Origin of the sequence: Agrobacterium radiobacter (assembly GCF_040801995.1) — a bacterium.
Classification (GTDB): domain Bacteria; phylum Pseudomonadota; class Alphaproteobacteria; order Rhizobiales; family Rhizobiaceae; genus Agrobacterium; species Agrobacterium radiobacter.
The window spans coordinates 1,345,264-1,360,355 of record NZ_JBEGHX010000001.1; the positions used below are offsets into that span (position 1 = coordinate 1,345,264).

Sequence of the window (15,092 nt, forward strand, 5' to 3'; positions counted from 1 at the left end):
ATCAATAAGACGAGGGTGTTCCCTCCCTCACTTCCTAGCGCATCGACGGGAAAAGCGAAAACGATTTTACTGACGGACGGCGCGCAGATTCAACGGGTTATTTGCTGCCGGGACATGGTGCTTCAGATGCCCTGTGCTCCCCCCTCATTCCTGTGCTTGTCACCGGAATGAGGGAAGTAAGCGCCTACCGGAATCGCGGTTCCCTGCTCAAGCCCTTTTCGGCGAGCTGCCGTTCATAATCGGCAAACAGCGCATCCCCTGTCTCACCCAATTCCTTCAGATATTTCCACGTGTAGATGCCGCTATCGTGGCCATCGTCGAAAACGATGCGAACCGCATAATTGCCGGTCGCGACCATGGAACGGATGGCGACATTGCGTTTGCCGGGCACCGTGACCTTTTGTCCCGGCCCGTGGCCCTGCACTTCCGCCGAGGGCGAAAGCACGCGCAGCATCTCGGCGCCAAGCCGGTAAACGCTTCCATCATCAAAGGAAACAGTCAATTCGCGCCGGTCTTTCGACACAAGCAGCTCAGTCGGCCAGGCATCACTCATTTTTCACTTCCGCAAGCTCGTCACATGCGTCAGAATTACGGACTTGCCTCACGATAGGCAAGCCACTACATCACCTAATAGAGCACACATCAGGCGTGTGTGCCCGGCGCAAGGCGCAATGAGGATGGAGACGTGAACAGTTTCCCCGGCTCGCTTGAAAAAGCGAAAACCCTGACGGAAAACAGCACACCGATGGTGGACCCTTTCGGCCGCGCCATCACCTATCTACGGGTTTCCGTGACCGACCGCTGCGACTTCCGCTGCACCTATTGCATGTCCGAGCACATGACCTTCCTGCCGAAGAAGGACCTTCTGACGCTCGAAGAACTCGACCGCCTCTGTTCCGTCTTCATCGCGCGCGGCGTGCGCAAGCTGAGGCTGACTGGCGGCGAGCCGCTGGTGCGCAAGAACATCATGTCGCTGGTGAGGAACCTCGGCCGACATGTGCAAACAGGCGCGCTCGACGAACTGACGCTGACCACCAACGGCTCGCAGCTTGCGAAATTCGCCGCCGAACTCGCCGATTGCGGCGTGCGCCGCATCAATGTCTCGCTCGATACGCTCGACCGCGATAAATTCCGCCATATCACCCGCTGGGGCGATATCGACCGGGTGATGGAAGGGCTGGATGCCGCCCAGGCCTCGGGCATCAAGGTCAAGCTCAACGCCGTGGCGCTGAAGGACTTCAACGACGCCGAGATTCCCGATCTGATGCGTTTCGCCCATGGCCGCGGCATGGACCTGACTGTCATCGAAACCATGCCGATGGGCGAGATCGAGGAAGATCGCACTGACCGCTACCTGCCGCTTTCGCAGCTGCGCGCCGATCTCGAAAAGAGCTTCACACTCATCGACAGCGATTACCAGACCGGCGGCCCCGCCCGTTACGTGACGGTGAAGGAAACCGGCGGCCGGATGGGCTTCATCACGCCGATGACACATAATTTCTGCGAAAGCTGCAATCGCGTGCGCCTCACCTGCACCGGCACGCTTTATATGTGTCTCGGCCAGGATGACGCCGCCGATCTGCGCACGGCGCTGCGCGCCTCCGACAGCGACGCCTATCTCTCGAGCGCTATCGATGAAGCCCTGCTGCGCAAGCCGAAGGGGCATGATTTCATCATCGACCGAACCCATAACCGGCCCGCCGTCTCCCGCCACATGAGCGTGACCGGCGGCTGAGCCTCTTTCTCGTCCACCCGCCCATATAAGCGGTTGAAATACCGGCTGTGCCGTGCCACGTCTCTTTGCATGGAGGAATGCGTGGTTGCGCCGGAACGGCGGCTCCAGATCGCCCGCAAGGGCGGACGGAGTAAACCGCGCATGGTCTGGGATATTTGGGAATGGCATTGACGGACAATACGCGCGGCGCACTTTTCATGGCGCTCGCAATGGCAAGCTTCACGGCCAATGATGCGCTGACGAAGTCCGTCACTCCCTATATCAACACCGGCCAGATCATGTTCGTGCGCGGCATCATGACCGTGGTGCTGATCTATATCGCCGCACGCCATTTCGGCGCGCTCCGGCCGCTCAAAACCCTGCTGCGGCCCATCATCATCCTGCGCTGTCTCTGCGAGGTGACAGCCGCCGTGCTTTATCTGACGGCGCTCGGCCTCATCGAATTCTCCAACGCCTCGGCCATATTGCAATCCCTGCCGCTGGTGGTGACGCTGGGGGCTGCCCTTTTCCTGCGCGAACCCGTGGGCTGGCGGCGCTGGGCGGCCATCATCACCGGTTTCATCGGCGTGCTGATCATCATTCGCCCGGGCCCTGAAGGCTTCACGCCGGGGGCGCTGCTCGTCGTCGCATCGCTTGCGGTCACCGCCGCGCGTGACCTGCTGACCCGGAAGATGTATGCGGATGTGCCCTCACTCGCCATCACCGTCATCACCGCTTTCGTCAACATGGCCGTGGGCGGCCTGTTGATCGTGCCCTTCGGCGGCTGGCAGCCGATGAATTTCATGATTCTCTCGCATCTCGCCGGTTCCGCCATCCTGGTGCTGGTGGGCTATCAGGCGATCATTCTCGCGATGAGATCAGGCGAAATCTCCTTTGTCGCGCCATTCCGTTACACCAGCCTGCTCTGGGGTTTCATGATTGGCGTGTTCTTCTTCAACGAGAAAATCGACAGCTACACCATCGTTGGCGCCATGATCGTCATCGGTTCGGGCCTCTATACCTTCTATCGCGAAAGCCTGCGCAAGCGTTCGCAGATGGCCAAGCGCTCGGCTGCGACACCCACCGCCGCAACCACGGTGCGGCCGGCTTCCGTAACGAAAACTACCGTAACGGAAGAAGCGGGAGAATGAGATGAACAGCGGCCGTTTCCTCGACAGGACCACCCCGCCCCACATCATCACGCTAGTCGTCATCGCCGGTGTCGCAGCGCTTTGCATGAACGTATTCCTGCCCTCGCTTGCGGCCATGGCGCTTTATTTCGAGACCGATTATGCCGTGATGCAATTTGCCGTTTCGGGCTATCTTGCCGCCACCGCCTGCCTGCAGCTCGTCATCGGCCCGCTCTCCGATCTCTTCGGACGCCGGCCGGTGATGCTCGTCAGCATCGCCATCATGATCGTCGCAACGCTCGTCTGCATGCTCGCACCCAACATCACCGTTTTCATGATCGGGCGCGTGGCGCAGGCGGCCGTCGTTTCGGGCTTCGTGCTGGCGCGCGCCATCGTGCGTGACATGGTGCCGATGGAACAGGCGGCCTCGATGATCGGCTACGTGACCATGGGCATGTCCGTGGTGCCGATGGTGGGGCCGACGGTTGGCGGCCTGCTCAACGACATCTCCGGCTGGCAGTCCAGCTTCGCCCTCCTCTGTCTGCTCGGCATCGGCATTCTGGTGCTCGCCTGGTTCGATCTCGGAGAAACCAACCACAACAAATCGGCGAGTTTTTCCCAGCAGTTTCACGCCTGGCCGGAACTTCTGCGCTCGCCGCTCTTCTGGGGTTATGCGCTGACCTCGACCTTCTCCTCAGGCATGTTCTTCTCCTTCCTCGGCGGCGCGCCCTTCGTCGGCAGCGTGCTTTACGGGCTTGCGCCGGCCATGCTCGGCCTGCAATTCTTCTTCATGGCCAGCGGCTATATGCTCGGCAACTTCATTTCCGGCCGTTATGCCAGCGAAATCGGCATCACCCGCATGATGCTGTCGGGCAATGTCATCGCCATTGCGGGCATCGTCACGACCATGGTGCTGATCTCGGCCGGGGCGGAAAGCGCCTATGCGTTTTTCGTGCCGCTTGCCCTGATCGGCGTCGGCAACGGCGTGACGCTGCCGAGCGCCAATGCCGGCATGGTCAGCGTCCAGCCGCATCTGGCCGGTTCCGCCTCCGGTCTTGGCGGCGCGATGACCATTGGCGGCGGCGCGGCATTGTCAGTGCTTGCCTCCTCGGTCCTGTCCAAAGAGGATGGAACCTGGCCTCTTCTTCTCGTGATGCTGGCGACCGGCCTTGTCGCCCTCCTCACCACCTATATCGTAAGGCTGCAGGAAAAGCGGGAATGACGGCCCCTTTTGAAATACCCGGTCTCGTGCTCGCCGGCGGGCTTTCGCGGCGCATGGGCAGCAACAAGGCGATGGTGCAGCTGGGCGATCGCCCCCTCATTTCCCATGTCATCGGCCGCATCACGCCGCAGGTCTGCGATGTCACCATCAATGCTGCCAATGGCTGGGCGGAGAGTTTCGGCCTGCCGCTGCTGCCGGATACACTGAACGGCCATGCCGGGCCGCTCGCGGGTATTCTGGCCGGCATGCGTCATTTCCAGCACCGCGAGAACGCGGCTAGCCACTTCCTGACCGCGCCCGCCGACAGCCCGTTTTTTCCCGACGATCTCGTGGCGCGCCTTTGCGAGCACGTATCGGATCATGCGATCGTCATCGCCGCCTCCAGCGGCCAGCTTCACCCGGTTTTTGCGCTGTGGCCGGTGGCCCTTGCCGATGATCTCGAGGCGTGGCTGAAGAACGATGCAAACCGGCGCATCCGCGCCTATCTTGCCCGGCATGTCACCATCGGCGTAGCTTTCCCGCCGCTGGAAACGGCAAAGGGCAGCCTCGATCCGTTCTTCAACATCAACACGCCGGATGAACTGGCGCTGGCGCGCAGCTATCTGGAGAGCATGGAACCATGACGGCACAAAAGGTCTTTGGCATCGCCGGCTGGAAGAACTCGGGCAAAACCGGCCTCGCCGTGCGCATCGTCACCGAGCTGACGGCGCGCGGCTACCGCGTCTCCACCATCAAGCACGCCCATCATGATTTCGACATCGACAAGGTCGGTGCCGATAGCTGGCGTCACCGGCAGGCCGGCGCGCACGAGGTTACCATCGTTTCCGGCACCCGTTTCGCCATCATGCATGAACTGCGCGGCGAACCGGAACCCTCCTTCGAGGATATTCTGTCCCGCCTCGCCCCCTGCGATCTGGTGCTGATCGAAGGTTACAAATATGAGCCGGTGCCGAAGATCGAGGCGCGCCGTCTGGAGGCCGCCAAGACCGAACCGCTTGCGCCGCTCGACCCGCATATCGTCGCGATTGCCGCCGATCATGAGGTGGCGGACGCCACCCTTCCCGTCTTCGATCTCGACGAGACCGCCACGATCGCAGACTTCATCGAGAAGACGGTTGGGCTGGTCAGGGGCTAGACACGTAGCGGATCGACGTGACTTGGGCTGCATCCCCACATCCGTCATACCGGCCTTGAGCCGGTATCCAGCCAGCCCAAGTCCTTGGGCTGAGGAGACTCATTCCGCCGCGCAGACGCGCGTCGACTGGATGCCGGATCGGGTCCGGCATGACGGAGGAGAAAACCGCGAGGAAACCAACACCCACTAAGCCCGTGGCACCCATTCCAGCACCTTCTCCGCACGCACCACCCCAAAAATGAAAAAGCCGGGTTCTTCACCCGGCTTCATCATTCCTTGAGACGCAATACCTATTCAAGGAAACTGGAGGGGTTCACCGGCGTCGCATCCTTGCGGACTTCGAAGTGAACCTGCGGACGCTTGGCGCTGCCGGTCATGCCTGAGGTGGCGATGGTCTGGCCGCGCTGGACCTTCTGGCCGCGCTGTACGTCGAGATTGGCGGCGTTGCCGTAAACCGTGACCTTGCCATCGTCGTGACGGACGAGAACCGTGTTGCCGAGCTGCTTCAGGCCGTTGCCCGCATAGATGACCACGCCGTTTTCGGCGGCCTTGATCGGCGTTCCCTCGGGAACGGAGATGTTGATGCCATCGTTGCGGCTGCCTTCGACATTGTCGCCGAAATTGTTGATGACCGCACCGCGGACCGGCCAGCGATATTTGCCGATACCGGTGGATTCCGGTGCGATGGAGGCCATATCGGCCTTCTTCTCGATATCGCTGACACTTGCCGTGGCCGGTGTGGCAGGCGCAGTCGGAGCGGCGGCAGCAGCGGGAGCCTTGTAGGGCTCAGGCTTGACGGATGCGGTTTCGACCGCCTTCGCCGCTTCCTTGGCAGGAACGGAAGCTGTCTTGATGGCATCCGTCGAAGCGCCCGGCATGGTGAGCGTCTGGCCGACGCGGATGCTTTCGTTGCCGAGACCGTTCGCGGCCTTCAAGGCAGCAACCGACACGCCGTTTTCGCGGGCGATCTTCGCCAGGCTATCGCCCGGCTGAACCTTGTAACCACCGGTCGGCGGCAACGGCTTACCGCCCGGAGGCGTCAGCTTGCCGGCTTCGGAGGAAACCTTGTCACGGACGGCGGTCTGCGACGGCAGCACGGCTACGTTCCCCTCGGGGCCGCGCAGCGGGGTCGGCTGGTCGCCATTGCGGTTGAGAGCGATATTGCCGGCAGCATCCTTGGCGGCATTGCGGGCCTGGCCGAATTTCGGGATGAGGATCGACTGGCCGGCCTGCGCCGAGGATGCGGTCTTCAGACCGTTGACGCGCAGCAGTTCCTTTTCCGGAACGCCGTAACGGTTGGAGAGCGTCGCGATGCTTTCGCCGGGACGCAGGGTCACGGAGGAAGCGCCATCGGTGTGCCAGCCATTCTTGTCGGAACGTACGGTCGCGGTGGTCAGGTTGTCGGCGACGGGAGCGGCAGCCTGCTGGGCGGGCGCAGCAAGAGACGGCGCGGCTTGTCGCTGAGCGGACGGGAAAGGCTGGGCCATGGCTTCGTTGCGGGTCGACGGATCGCGGCTTGCCACGGCGGTTGGGGCCGAAAGCTCGGAACGCTGCACCGGCGAGGCCGAAGCGCGGGCCGTGGAAGGCTGAACGCCGCCATAACCACCGGACTGCGGATAGGAGTTGCCGGCCATGTTCTGGTTGGCGTAACCACCCTGCGGCGCGGCAGAGGCGTAACCGCCATTCATGTCGCCCTGCGGGACCGGGACCTGCCCGTAAGCACCGCCGCCCTGACGGGCAGGAATTGACGCCGTTGTCATCCGATCCGGTCCACTGGAAAAGAGGCCGCTGAACCGCGTTGCATCCGAGCTACAGCCCGTTGCGACGCTTGCCAGCAATGCCGCTGCGAACATTTTTGCGACTGATTTTCCGATTTTAGACGAATGTCTCATACGCATGACTCGATCTACACTGACGCCAACCCGCCGCATCTAGATGCGATCCGGCACAAATTTCACTTCTTGCAAGGCCCATTTCCCGAGGTGGGGAAAACCATGCGTCGATGTTTATGATTAAAGCGCGTTAGTGTTACCACGCCGTTAAAACGTTAAGCCGCTCAGCGCTTTTTTGACACTTCGATAACCATGACGGAAACCATATGCGTCATGTTGAGACAATAATGATATTAAAAATCAGATAGTTGCGACAATTCAGAACATTAGGAGACAAAAATAGAATGTCTCCAAAATTTTCAGTTTGTCACAAATGGCGCGCAATATGGGTGCTGAGCGGCAGGTAAGGCGCCTCGAACAGCTCTTCCTTCTCGAAGCGGCTACCGGTCTTGGAGAAACGCGTCATCACGCAACGGTCGCCTTCAAGAATGATCGGCGCGATCATCATGCCGCCCGAAACGATCTGCTCGGCAAAGAAGCGGGGCATGGTGGTAAAGGCGGCGGTGGAGACGATGCGATCGAAGGTTCCCTCGCCCACCAGACCGTTGCTGCCATCCGCCTGGCGGATGACGACATTGCGGATGGAGAGATCGTCCAGACAATTCTGCGCCTGCTGCACCAGCGTCTTGTAGCGCTCCAGCGAAAAGACGCGCTCCACCCGGCGTGCGATGATCGCGGTCATGAAACCGCTGCCCGTGCCGATTTCCAGCACGCGCTGGCCGGGTTTCAGCTGCAGGCGGGCGAGAATCTTCACCGCCATGTCAGCGCCTTCCATGAAGGCGCCGCAGTCGATCGGAATGGTGCGGCTGGAATAGGCGTCGGCCGCAAATTGCGGCGGCACGAATTTGGAACGCGGCGTCTGCTCGACAGCCGTCAGAAGGTCAAGGTCGGAAATCCCCTCGCCCCTTAAGCGGAGAACGAGAGCGGCAAAACCTTCCTTTTCGACCATTGCGGATTTCAATCGGCGACTCCGAATCCAAGTGCTTGCGCAACCCGATCCTTCACCGTGTAGTCCGTCAGGTCAAGCTTAAGCGGTGTGACCGAAATCTTGCCGTGCTTCAAGGCGTGAATATCCGTGCCCTCGCGGAAGGTGCCGAGGCGCTCGCCGAAGCGCAGCCAATAATAAGGAAGACCGCGACCATCCTGCCGCTCCTCCACCGTCAGGCCGAAATCGAGCTTGCCCTGCCCGGTGACGGACACGCCCTGCACATCCTTTGGCGCACAATTGGGGAAATTGAGGTTGAGGAAGGTGCCGTCAGGCAGATCGACATCAATGAGCTTGCGAATGAGATCGGGCGCATAGGTCTCAGCGACTTCCCACGGCACAACGCGGCCTTCGGCGTGGCTGAACGCCTGGCTCAGCGCAAAGGAGCGCACGCCCTGCAGCGTGCCTTCGATGGCGCCGGCAATGGTGCCGGAATAGGTGACATCATCGGCCATGTTGGCGCCGGCATTGACGCCTGAGAGAACGAGATCGGGTTTTTCCGGCAGAACCTCGCGAATGCCCATGATGACGCAATCGGTGGGCGTGCCGCGCAGCGCGAAATGTTTGTCGGAAACCTTACGCAGACGCAGCGGTTCGGAAAGCGTCAGCGAATGGGCAAGCCCGCTCTGGTCGGTTTCCGGCGCAACGATCCAGACATCGTCGGACAGCGTGCGGGCGATACGCTCCAGCACGGCCAGACCTTCGGCGTGAATACCGTCGTCATTCGTCAGCAAAATCCGCATGTTTTCCTCCGCTGCTGTATCCCGCTACGAGGACACAATGATTTCTCTCACAGAAGCATCCCCACAACCGTCATTCCGGCCTTGAGCCGGAATCCAGTCGACGCGCATCCGCGCGGCGGGAAGCGTCTCTCCAGCCCAAGGACTTGGGCTGGCTGGGTACCGGCTCAAGGCCGGCATAACGGTCGCGCCTTTAACAAACGGACAATCAGGCCGCCTTCTCGATCCGCGTCAGCCCGCCCATATAGGGCAGCAGCACGTCCGGAATTGTGACGGAACCATCGTCGTTCAGATAATTTTCGAGAACGGCGATCAGGCAGCGGCCGACGGCGGTGCCGGAACCGTTCAGCGTATGAACGAACTTTGTCGCCTTGTCATCCTTGCCGCGATAACGCGTATTCATGCGCCGCGCCTGGAAATCGCCGCAGACCGAGCAGGACGAAATTTCGCGATAGGTATTCTGGCCGGGCAGCCACACTTCCAGATCGTAGGTCTTGCGGGCGCTGAAGCCCATATCGCCCGTGCAGAGCGTCATGGTGCGGAAATGCAGGCCAAGGCGCTTCAGAACTTCTTCGGCGCAGGCCGTCATGCGCTCATGCTCGGCAACGGCGCTTTCCGCATCGGTGATGGAGACGAGCTCACATTTCCAGAACTGGTGCTGGCGCAGCATGCCGCGCGTGTCGCGACCGGCCGAGCCCGCTTCCGAACGGAAGGACGGTGTCAGCGCGGTGAAGCGCAGCGGCAGCTTCTCCTGATCGAGAATTTCGCCGGACACGAGGTTGGTCAGCGTCACCTCCGCCGTCGGGATCAGCCAGCGGCCGTCCGTGGTCTTGAACAGGTCCTCGGAGAATTTGGGCAATTGCCCGGTGCCGAACATCGCCTCGTCGCGCACCATCAGCGGCGAGGAGACTTCGGTATAGCCATGTTCGCTGGTGTGCAGGTCGATCATGAACTGGCCGAGCGCTCGCTCCAGACGCGCCAGCTGGCTGGTCAGCACGGTGAAACGTGCGCCGGAAAGCTTGGCAGCACGCTCGAAATCCATATAGCCGAGCGCTTCGCCAATCTCGAAGTGCTCCTTTGCCTCATGGTTCCAGCCGGGCTTCTGGCCGACCACACGGGCGACCACATTGTCATGCTCGTCCTTGCCGTCGGGCACATCGTCGAAAGGTATGTTGGGCAGGCGCGACAGCGCGTCGTTCAGCTCGGCGGTGACCTGACGGTCCTCCTCCTCGGCGCGCGGCATGTTGTCCTTGAGGTCGGCGACTTCGGCCTTGAGCTTTTCAGCAAGCTCCATGTTCTTCTGCGCCATGGCGGCGCCGATCTCCTTGGAGGCGGCATTGCGGCGCGACTGCATGTCCTGCAGGGACTGGATGACGGAACGGCGCTTTTCATCGAGCGCGATCAGGCCGCTGGCGGCAGGCTCCGCGCCGCGGCGCGCAAGCGCCGCATCAAAGGCTTCGGGGTTTTCGCGTATCCATTTAATGTCGTGCATCGTCGTTCCAGACCGTTGTTGCATTGCCCGTGTTTTACAGCAAAACGCCGGGCATGAACCCGGCGCGAGGAGATTTTCAGAGCGGCGAGACCTTCAGGAAAATCAGGTCTCCTCCAGCTCCTTGCTTGCGGATTCCGCAGCGCGCTTCCTCTCCACGAGTCGAGCCATGTAGATGGAAATCTCGTAGAGAATGATCGCAGGCAGTGCAAGACCGATCTGGGACATGGGATCCGGCGGCGTCAGCACGGCGGCAACCACAAAGGCCATGACGATGGCGAACTTGCGCTTTTCCCTGAGCCAGTCGCTGGTCAGAAGACCGACGCGCGCCAGAAGCGTGGTGACGACGGGCAGCTGGAACACCAGACCGAAGGACAGCACCAGCGTCATGATGAGGCTCAGATATTCCGACACCTTCGGCATCAGTGAAATCGCGACTTCGCCATCTTCCGGCAATTGCTGCATGGCGAGGAAGAACCACATGACCATAGGCGTGAAGAAGAAATAGACGAGCGCCGCACCGATAAGGAACAGGATCGGGGAAGCGATGAGGAATGGCAGGAAGGCGGCGCGCTCGTTCTTGTAGAGACCGGGCGCCACGAATTTGTAAAGCTGCGAGGCGATCACCGGGAAGGAGATCACCATGGCGCCGAACATCGCAACCTTGATCTGCGTGAAGAAGAATTCCTGCGGCGCAGTATAGATCAGTGACGATTTCGTCACATCCAGCCCCGCCCAGAGCACTGCCCATTTATAGGGAATGACAAGCAGGTTGAAGAGATGTTTGGCAACGGCGAAGCAGCCGATGAAGGCAATGAAGAACGCGCCGAGCGCCCAGATCAGCCGCGTGCGCAACTCCATGAGATGCTCAATAAGCGGCTGCGGCTTATCCTCGATATCCCCGCTCATGCTTCATCCTTTGTGGGCTTTGCAGCCTTGGTTTTTGCCGTCTTCGCCGGCTTGGCATCGGCCACCGCCGCCTTGTCTGCGGAAGACTTCCGGACGGCCGCCTTTTTGGCGACGGTCTTCACGGCGGGCTTCGAGGCGGCGGGCTCACTGGTTTTCACGGTGACGGCGGTTTCGGGCGCTGCGGCAACCTTGCTCCGGGCTGCACGTTTCGGCTTGGCGGCAACCGCTTCGGCCTCAACAGTCGCAATAGATTTCGCCCGCGCGCGCTTCGGCTTCTCCTCCGCAGCGACGGCCGCGGCAACCGGCGCAGCGGGTGCGGCTACAACAGGCGGCGCATCCGGCAGCTTCATTTCAGGCTCAGGCACGCTGACCAGCGGCGCGACCGGCTCGCTTGTCGCCGGCGCCGGCGTGGACGAAAGGCCATCCGGCGCAGCCGTCGCCTTCTGAAGATCGGACTTGATCTCGTTGCCGAGCTGGCGAAGCGGGTTCATCGCATCGCGCAGCGAGTTGGTGGGGTTGAGATTGCGGACATCGGAGATCGTCTGGCGCACATCGTCCATGTCGGCCTCTTTGAGAGCCTCATCGAACTGCGTGCGGAAGTCCCCCGCCATCTTGCGAAGGCCGGCCATCGTTTTGCCGAAGGCGCGGATCATGGGCGGCAAGTCTTTCGGTCCGACGACCACGATCAAAACGACCGCAATCACCAGAAGCTCGCTCCAGCCGATATCAAACATCAATATGCTCCCGAGACCCTAACGCCCGTCAGTCTCACACCAAGCGGCAAGGCCGCTTACTTGATCTCGTCAGCCTTGTGGTCGACGGTCTTCGTGTTGGCATCGGCCGGCGGCGGCGTCTGGTCTTCGTCAGCCATGCCCTTCTTGAAGCTCTTGATGCCCTTTGCAACATCACCCATCAATTCCGGAATCTTGCCGCGTCCGAAGAGGACGAGAACGATCACCAGCACGATGAGCCAATGCCACACACTAAAAGAACCCATAACTGAAACTCCTGAATTTCGCTTTCAGACGATGTAAGACGTTTGAAAGGCTTTTTCAAACGACAAATCGTCGCTTCAACAGCGAGTGCGCATAAAGTTTTCGTGGCCGCGCCAACAGGATGGCGATATCAATCGTCGCCATCGCCGCCGCCAGGCGCAAGCAGGCCCAGTTCCTCAAGATCAAGCTGCGTGATCGGGTCTTCGTCCTCACGCAATTCGTCGCTCATCATCGGCAGAGGCACGCCGAAATTGGAGGGAATGCGGCCGGAAAGCAGCCCTGCGCCCTTCAATTCCTCAAGGCCCGGCAGATCGCGCAGTTCCTCAAGGCCGAAATGGTCGAGAAACTCCACCGTGGTGCCGATCGTCACGGGCCGGCCGGGTGTACGCCTGCGGCCACGGAACCTGACCCAGCCCGCCTCCATCAGCACATCAAGCGTGCCGCGCGAGGTCTGAACACCGCGGATTTCCTCGATTTCGGCGCGTGTCACCGGTTGATGATATGCGATAATCGCCAGAACTTCCAGCGCCGCGCGCGACAGCTTCTTCGGCTCCTTCTCCTCGGCGCGGATGACGAAAGAAAGATCACCGGCGGTGCGAAAAGCCCATTGCCCGCCCACCTGCACGAGATTGACGCCCCGCTCCGCATAGAGAACCTTGAGACGCTGCAGAATGGCGACGACATCCATGCCGCGCGGCAGGCGCTCGGCGATGAAACCGACGGAAACCGGCTCGGACGAGGCGAAGACCAAAGCCTCGGCGATCCGCGCGGCCTCCTTCAGCTGCCGTTCGGAAAATACCGTCTGTTCGGGCTCGGCCCCATCTGCCGCGATGGTGGCCTCGGCGGTTTCATCGTCATTCATCATTATCAGTCCTTTCGGCATTCACGGCACGGTCGTCCCTTGCGCCGCGGCGCATATAGATGGGCTGGAAAGCACCGTCCTGCCGGATTTGCAGCGAGCCCTCGCGCACCAGCTCCAGCGAAGCGGCAAAGGCGCTGGCAATCGCCGTCACGCGCATGGCCGGATCGGGCACATATTGCAGCAGATATTGATCGAGCACGGTCCATTCCCCGACATCGCCAAGGAGGTGGGTCAGAAGCTCGCGCGCCTCGACAAGCGACCAGACCTGCCGTTTTTCAATCGTGACCTGGGTAATCGCCTGACGCTGCCGCAGATTGGCATAGGCGCTGAGCAGATCGTAAAGATTGGCCTCATAGGCCGAGCGGTTGATATGCGGAATATGCTCCGGCGCGCCACGGGCAAAAACATCGCGGCCGAGCTGGGCGCGGTTGACGAGGCGTTCCGCCGCCTCGCGCATCGCCTCCAGGCGTTTCAGCCGGAAGGCCAGCGTCGCGGCCATTTCCTCGCCCGAGGGGCCTTCATCTTTGGATTGCTGCGGAATGAGGAGCTTGGATTTGAGGAAGGCGAGCCACGCCGCCATCACGAGATAATCGGCCGCCAGCTCGATGCGCACGCGGCGCGCACTTTCCACGAATTGCAGATATTGTTCGGCGAGCGCCAGCACCGAAATGCGCGACAGATCGACCTTCTGCGTGCGGGCAAGATGCAGGAGAAGATCGAGCGGGCCTTCAAAACCCGCGACATCGATGACCAGCCCGGCCTCACCCGTCAACCGCTCCGGCGTCACATCCTGCCAGAGCTTGTCCATCGGCGTTGAATTGCGAGACTTGTCTGCGGCCATTGTTCCATCCGCCGGGCGTCCGGCCTTGATCCCGAGTGAGCGGCCGCCCCCAAGATCGTCAGGAAACGGCCCACATGGCGTTGAATTCGGCTCTCAGTTCCGCTTCGTCGGACGGGTCCGCAGTCGGGAAACCCGCTTCAACTGCCCGCACCCGCTCCAGCGAGCGGCCGGAAAGAACGGGAACCTCCTTCACGACTTCAAGCATTTCACCCATCACGCCGTTGCAATGCAAGACTATATCGCAGCCACCCGCAACAATATTCGCAGCCCGCTCGCCCAGCGTACCCTTCAACGCGTTCATGGAACTGTCGTCGGACATCAGCAGGCCATCAAAGCCGATACGACCGCGAATGATCTCCTCGATGACCTTCGGCGAGGTCGTAGCAGGCCGTTCGCGGTCGACGGCATTGAATACCAGATGCGCGCTCATCGCCATCAATTCGTGGTTCAGCGCCCGGAACGGCACAAAATCATGGGCGTCCAGCTCATCGAGCGGTACATCGACGACAGGCAGTTCATGATGCGAATCCACCATGCCGCGACCGTGACCCGGCATATGTTTCATGACAGGCAGCATGCCGCCCGCCTTCAGGCCATCGGCGGCCGCCTGCCCCATCTCGGCCACCATGGTCGGCGTGTAGCCATAGGCGCGGTTGCCGATGACGTTGCTGGCGCCTTCCACCGGCACGTCAAGCACCGGCAGGCAATCGACATTGATACCGAATTTCATGAGGTCGAAGGCATGCAGGCGCGACATCAGCCAGGCGGCACGCAGACCCGCCCCCCGGTCGCGCTCATAGATTTCACCGAGAATGCGGGCATTCGGATAGGCCTGCAGGATCGGCGGCTTGATGCGCTGAACACGCCCACCCTCCTGATCGATCAGAACCGGCGCGTCTGGCCGCCCGACGGCGTCGCGCATGGCGGCGACGAGATCGGTGATCTGCTGCGGCTCGCCGATATTGCGCCCGAACAGGATGAAGCCCCAGGGCTGTTCATCGCGGTAAAGGGCAATCTCGTCGGCGGTCAGCGAAAGCCCGCTGCATCCGAGGATCATAGCTTTGCAATCAGTCATGATGTCACGCTCTCAGGGAAGATAGGGGTAAGGGTAAGGAGACTGCGCCATCGGGACTGCGAAAATCGTCCGATAACCTCTCCGCCGTCATCCTCGGGCTTGA

16 protein-coding genes are annotated in these 15,092 nt (G+C 61.2%); 5 read left to right on the forward strand and 11 right to left on the reverse strand.

Annotated elements, in window-relative coordinates; genetic code table 11:
- Positions 1-184: 184 nt before the first annotated feature.
- Entirely contained in the window at positions 185-553 is a 369-nt protein-coding gene (locus tag MRBLRC7O_RS06785) for a gamma-butyrobetaine hydroxylase family protein (protein ID WP_003509699.1), read from the reverse strand.
- A 132-nt stretch (positions 554-685) separates the two neighbouring features.
- Here MRBLRC7O_RS06785 and moaA point away from each other — a divergent pair, with 132 nt between their 5' ends.
- The 5 genes from moaA to mobB all read left to right on the forward strand — a co-directional run bounded on the left by moaA (position 686) and on the right by mobB (position 5,201).
- The gene (gene moaA, locus MRBLRC7O_RS06790) at positions 686-1,735 is read left to right on the forward strand and encodes a GTP 3',8-cyclase MoaA (protein ID WP_080866182.1); all 1,050 of its coding nucleotides are present in this window, start codon (positions 686-688) and stop codon (positions 1,733-1,735) included.
- A 161-nt stretch (positions 1,736-1,896) separates the two neighbouring features.
- Entirely contained in the window at positions 1,897-2,865 is a 969-nt protein-coding gene (locus MRBLRC7O_RS06795; protein WP_060726306.1) for a DMT family transporter, read from the forward strand.
- A gap of 1 nt (position 2,866) precedes the next feature.
- Positions 2,867-4,066: a multidrug effflux MFS transporter gene (locus tag MRBLRC7O_RS06800; RefSeq protein ID WP_080866183.1), complete on the forward strand. Its 1,200-nt coding sequence runs from the start codon at positions 2,867-2,869 to the stop codon at positions 4,064-4,066.
- Positions 4,063-4,689, forward strand: a complete 627-nt coding sequence (mobA, locus tag MRBLRC7O_RS06805; protein ID WP_003509706.1) for a molybdenum cofactor guanylyltransferase MobA — start codon at positions 4,063-4,065, stop codon at positions 4,687-4,689. The genes MRBLRC7O_RS06800 and mobA overlap by 4 nt, the downstream gene beginning before the upstream one ends.
- Positions 4,686-5,201: a molybdopterin-guanine dinucleotide biosynthesis protein B gene (mobB, locus tag MRBLRC7O_RS06810; protein WP_003509707.1), complete on the forward strand. Its 516-nt coding sequence runs from the start codon at positions 4,686-4,688 to the stop codon at positions 5,199-5,201. Before mobA ends, mobB begins: the two co-directional genes overlap by 4 nt.
- A gap of 290 nt (positions 5,202-5,491) precedes the next feature.
- On the opposite strand, the gene MRBLRC7O_RS06815 is transcribed toward mobB, so the two are convergent.
- From MRBLRC7O_RS06815 to nagZ, 10 genes are all read right to left on the reverse strand, one after another.
- Entirely contained in the window at positions 5,492-7,054 is a 1,563-nt protein-coding gene (locus MRBLRC7O_RS06815; protein WP_003509709.1) for a LysM peptidoglycan-binding domain-containing M23 family metallopeptidase, read from the reverse strand.
- A gap of 346 nt (positions 7,055-7,400) precedes the next feature.
- Positions 7,401-8,054: a protein-L-isoaspartate(D-aspartate) O-methyltransferase gene (locus MRBLRC7O_RS06820; RefSeq protein WP_026364136.1), complete on the reverse strand. Its 654-nt coding sequence runs from the start codon at positions 8,052-8,054 to the stop codon at positions 7,401-7,403.
- A complete protein-coding gene (gene surE / locus MRBLRC7O_RS06825; protein ID WP_003509717.1) occupies positions 8,051-8,821 on the reverse strand; it encodes a 5'/3'-nucleotidase SurE in 771 nt (256 codons plus the stop codon). The genes MRBLRC7O_RS06820 and surE overlap by 4 nt, the downstream gene beginning before the upstream one ends.
- A 205-nt stretch (positions 8,822-9,026) precedes the next feature.
- On the reverse strand, positions 9,027-10,310 hold the full coding sequence (gene serS, locus MRBLRC7O_RS06830) for a serine--tRNA ligase (protein ID WP_080866185.1): 1,284 nt from the start codon (positions 10,308-10,310) through the stop codon (positions 9,027-9,029).
- Between the two features lie 102 nt (positions 10,311-10,412).
- Positions 10,413-11,216, reverse strand: a complete 804-nt coding sequence (gene tatC, locus MRBLRC7O_RS06835; protein ID WP_111820722.1) for a twin-arginine translocase subunit TatC — start codon at positions 11,214-11,216, stop codon at positions 10,413-10,415.
- A complete protein-coding gene (gene tatB, locus MRBLRC7O_RS06840; RefSeq protein ID WP_003509721.1) occupies positions 11,213-11,950 on the reverse strand; it encodes a Sec-independent protein translocase protein TatB in 738 nt (245 codons plus the stop codon). The genes tatC and tatB overlap by 4 nt, the downstream gene beginning before the upstream one ends.
- Before the next feature lie 56 nt (positions 11,951-12,006).
- Positions 12,007-12,213 (reverse strand): twin-arginine translocase TatA/TatE family subunit, encoded by a 207-nt coding sequence (locus tag MRBLRC7O_RS06845; RefSeq protein ID WP_003509722.1) that lies wholly within the window; start codon positions 12,211-12,213, stop codon positions 12,007-12,009.
- Between the two features lie 128 nt (positions 12,214-12,341).
- Entirely contained in the window at positions 12,342-13,076 is a 735-nt protein-coding gene (gene scpB, locus MRBLRC7O_RS06850) for an SMC-Scp complex subunit ScpB (protein WP_003509723.1), read from the reverse strand.
- Complete coding sequence (locus tag MRBLRC7O_RS06855; protein WP_003509724.1) at positions 13,066-13,914, reverse strand: segregation and condensation protein A; 849 nt, start codon at positions 13,912-13,914, stop codon at positions 13,066-13,068. Before MRBLRC7O_RS06855 ends, scpB begins: the two co-directional genes overlap by 11 nt.
- 58 nt (positions 13,915-13,972) lie before the next feature.
- Complete coding sequence (gene nagZ, locus MRBLRC7O_RS06860; protein ID WP_003509725.1) at positions 13,973-14,989, reverse strand: beta-N-acetylhexosaminidase; 1,017 nt, start codon at positions 14,987-14,989, stop codon at positions 13,973-13,975.
- Positions 14,990-15,092 lie beyond the last annotated feature (103 nt).

What these genes read in the sequence shown, in the direction of transcription:
- mobB (WP_003509707.1), top strand. Translation starts at nt 4,686, where the DNA reads ATGACGGCACAAAAGGTCTTTGGCATCGCCGGCTGGAAGAACTCGGGC.
- MRBLRC7O_RS06815 (WP_003509709.1), bottom strand. Translation starts at nt 7,054, where the DNA reads ATGTTCGCAGCGGCATTGCTGGCAAGCGTCGCAACGGGCTGTAGCTCG.
- MRBLRC7O_RS06845 (WP_003509722.1), bottom strand. Translation starts at nt 12,213, where the DNA reads ATGGGTTCTTTTAGTGTGTGGCATTGGCTCATCGTGCTGGTGATCGTT.
- tatC (WP_111820722.1), bottom strand. Translation starts at nt 11,216, where the DNA reads ATGAGCGGGGATATCGAGGATAAGCCGCAGCCGCTTATTGAGCATCTC.
- tatB (WP_003509721.1), bottom strand. Translation starts at nt 11,950, where the DNA reads ATGTTTGATATCGGCTGGAGCGAGCTTCTGGTGATTGCGGTCGTTTTG.
- scpB (WP_003509723.1), bottom strand. Translation starts at nt 13,076, where the DNA reads ATGATGAATGACGATGAAACCGCCGAGGCCACCATCGCGGCAGATGGG.
- nagZ (WP_003509725.1), bottom strand. Translation starts at nt 14,989, where the DNA reads ATGACTGATTGCAAAGCTATGATCCTCGGATGCAGCGGGCTTTCGCTG.
- surE (WP_003509717.1), bottom strand. Translation starts at nt 8,821, where the DNA reads ATGCGGATTTTGCTGACGAATGACGACGGTATTCACGCCGAAGGTCTG.
- MRBLRC7O_RS06795 (WP_060726306.1), top strand. Translation starts at nt 1,897, where the DNA reads ATGGCATTGACGGACAATACGCGCGGCGCACTTTTCATGGCGCTCGCA.
- serS (WP_080866185.1), bottom strand. Translation starts at nt 10,310, where the DNA reads ATGCACGACATTAAATGGATACGCGAAAACCCCGAAGCCTTTGATGCG.
- MRBLRC7O_RS06785 (WP_003509699.1), bottom strand. Translation starts at nt 553, where the DNA reads ATGAGTGATGCCTGGCCGACTGAGCTGCTTGTGTCGAAAGACCGGCGC.
- MRBLRC7O_RS06855 (WP_003509724.1), bottom strand. Translation starts at nt 13,914, where the DNA reads ATGGCCGCAGACAAGTCTCGCAATTCAACGCCGATGGACAAGCTCTGG.
- MRBLRC7O_RS06800 (WP_080866183.1), top strand. Translation starts at nt 2,867, where the DNA reads ATGAACAGCGGCCGTTTCCTCGACAGGACCACCCCGCCCCACATCATC.
- mobA (WP_003509706.1), top strand. Translation starts at nt 4,063, where the DNA reads ATGACGGCCCCTTTTGAAATACCCGGTCTCGTGCTCGCCGGCGGGCTT.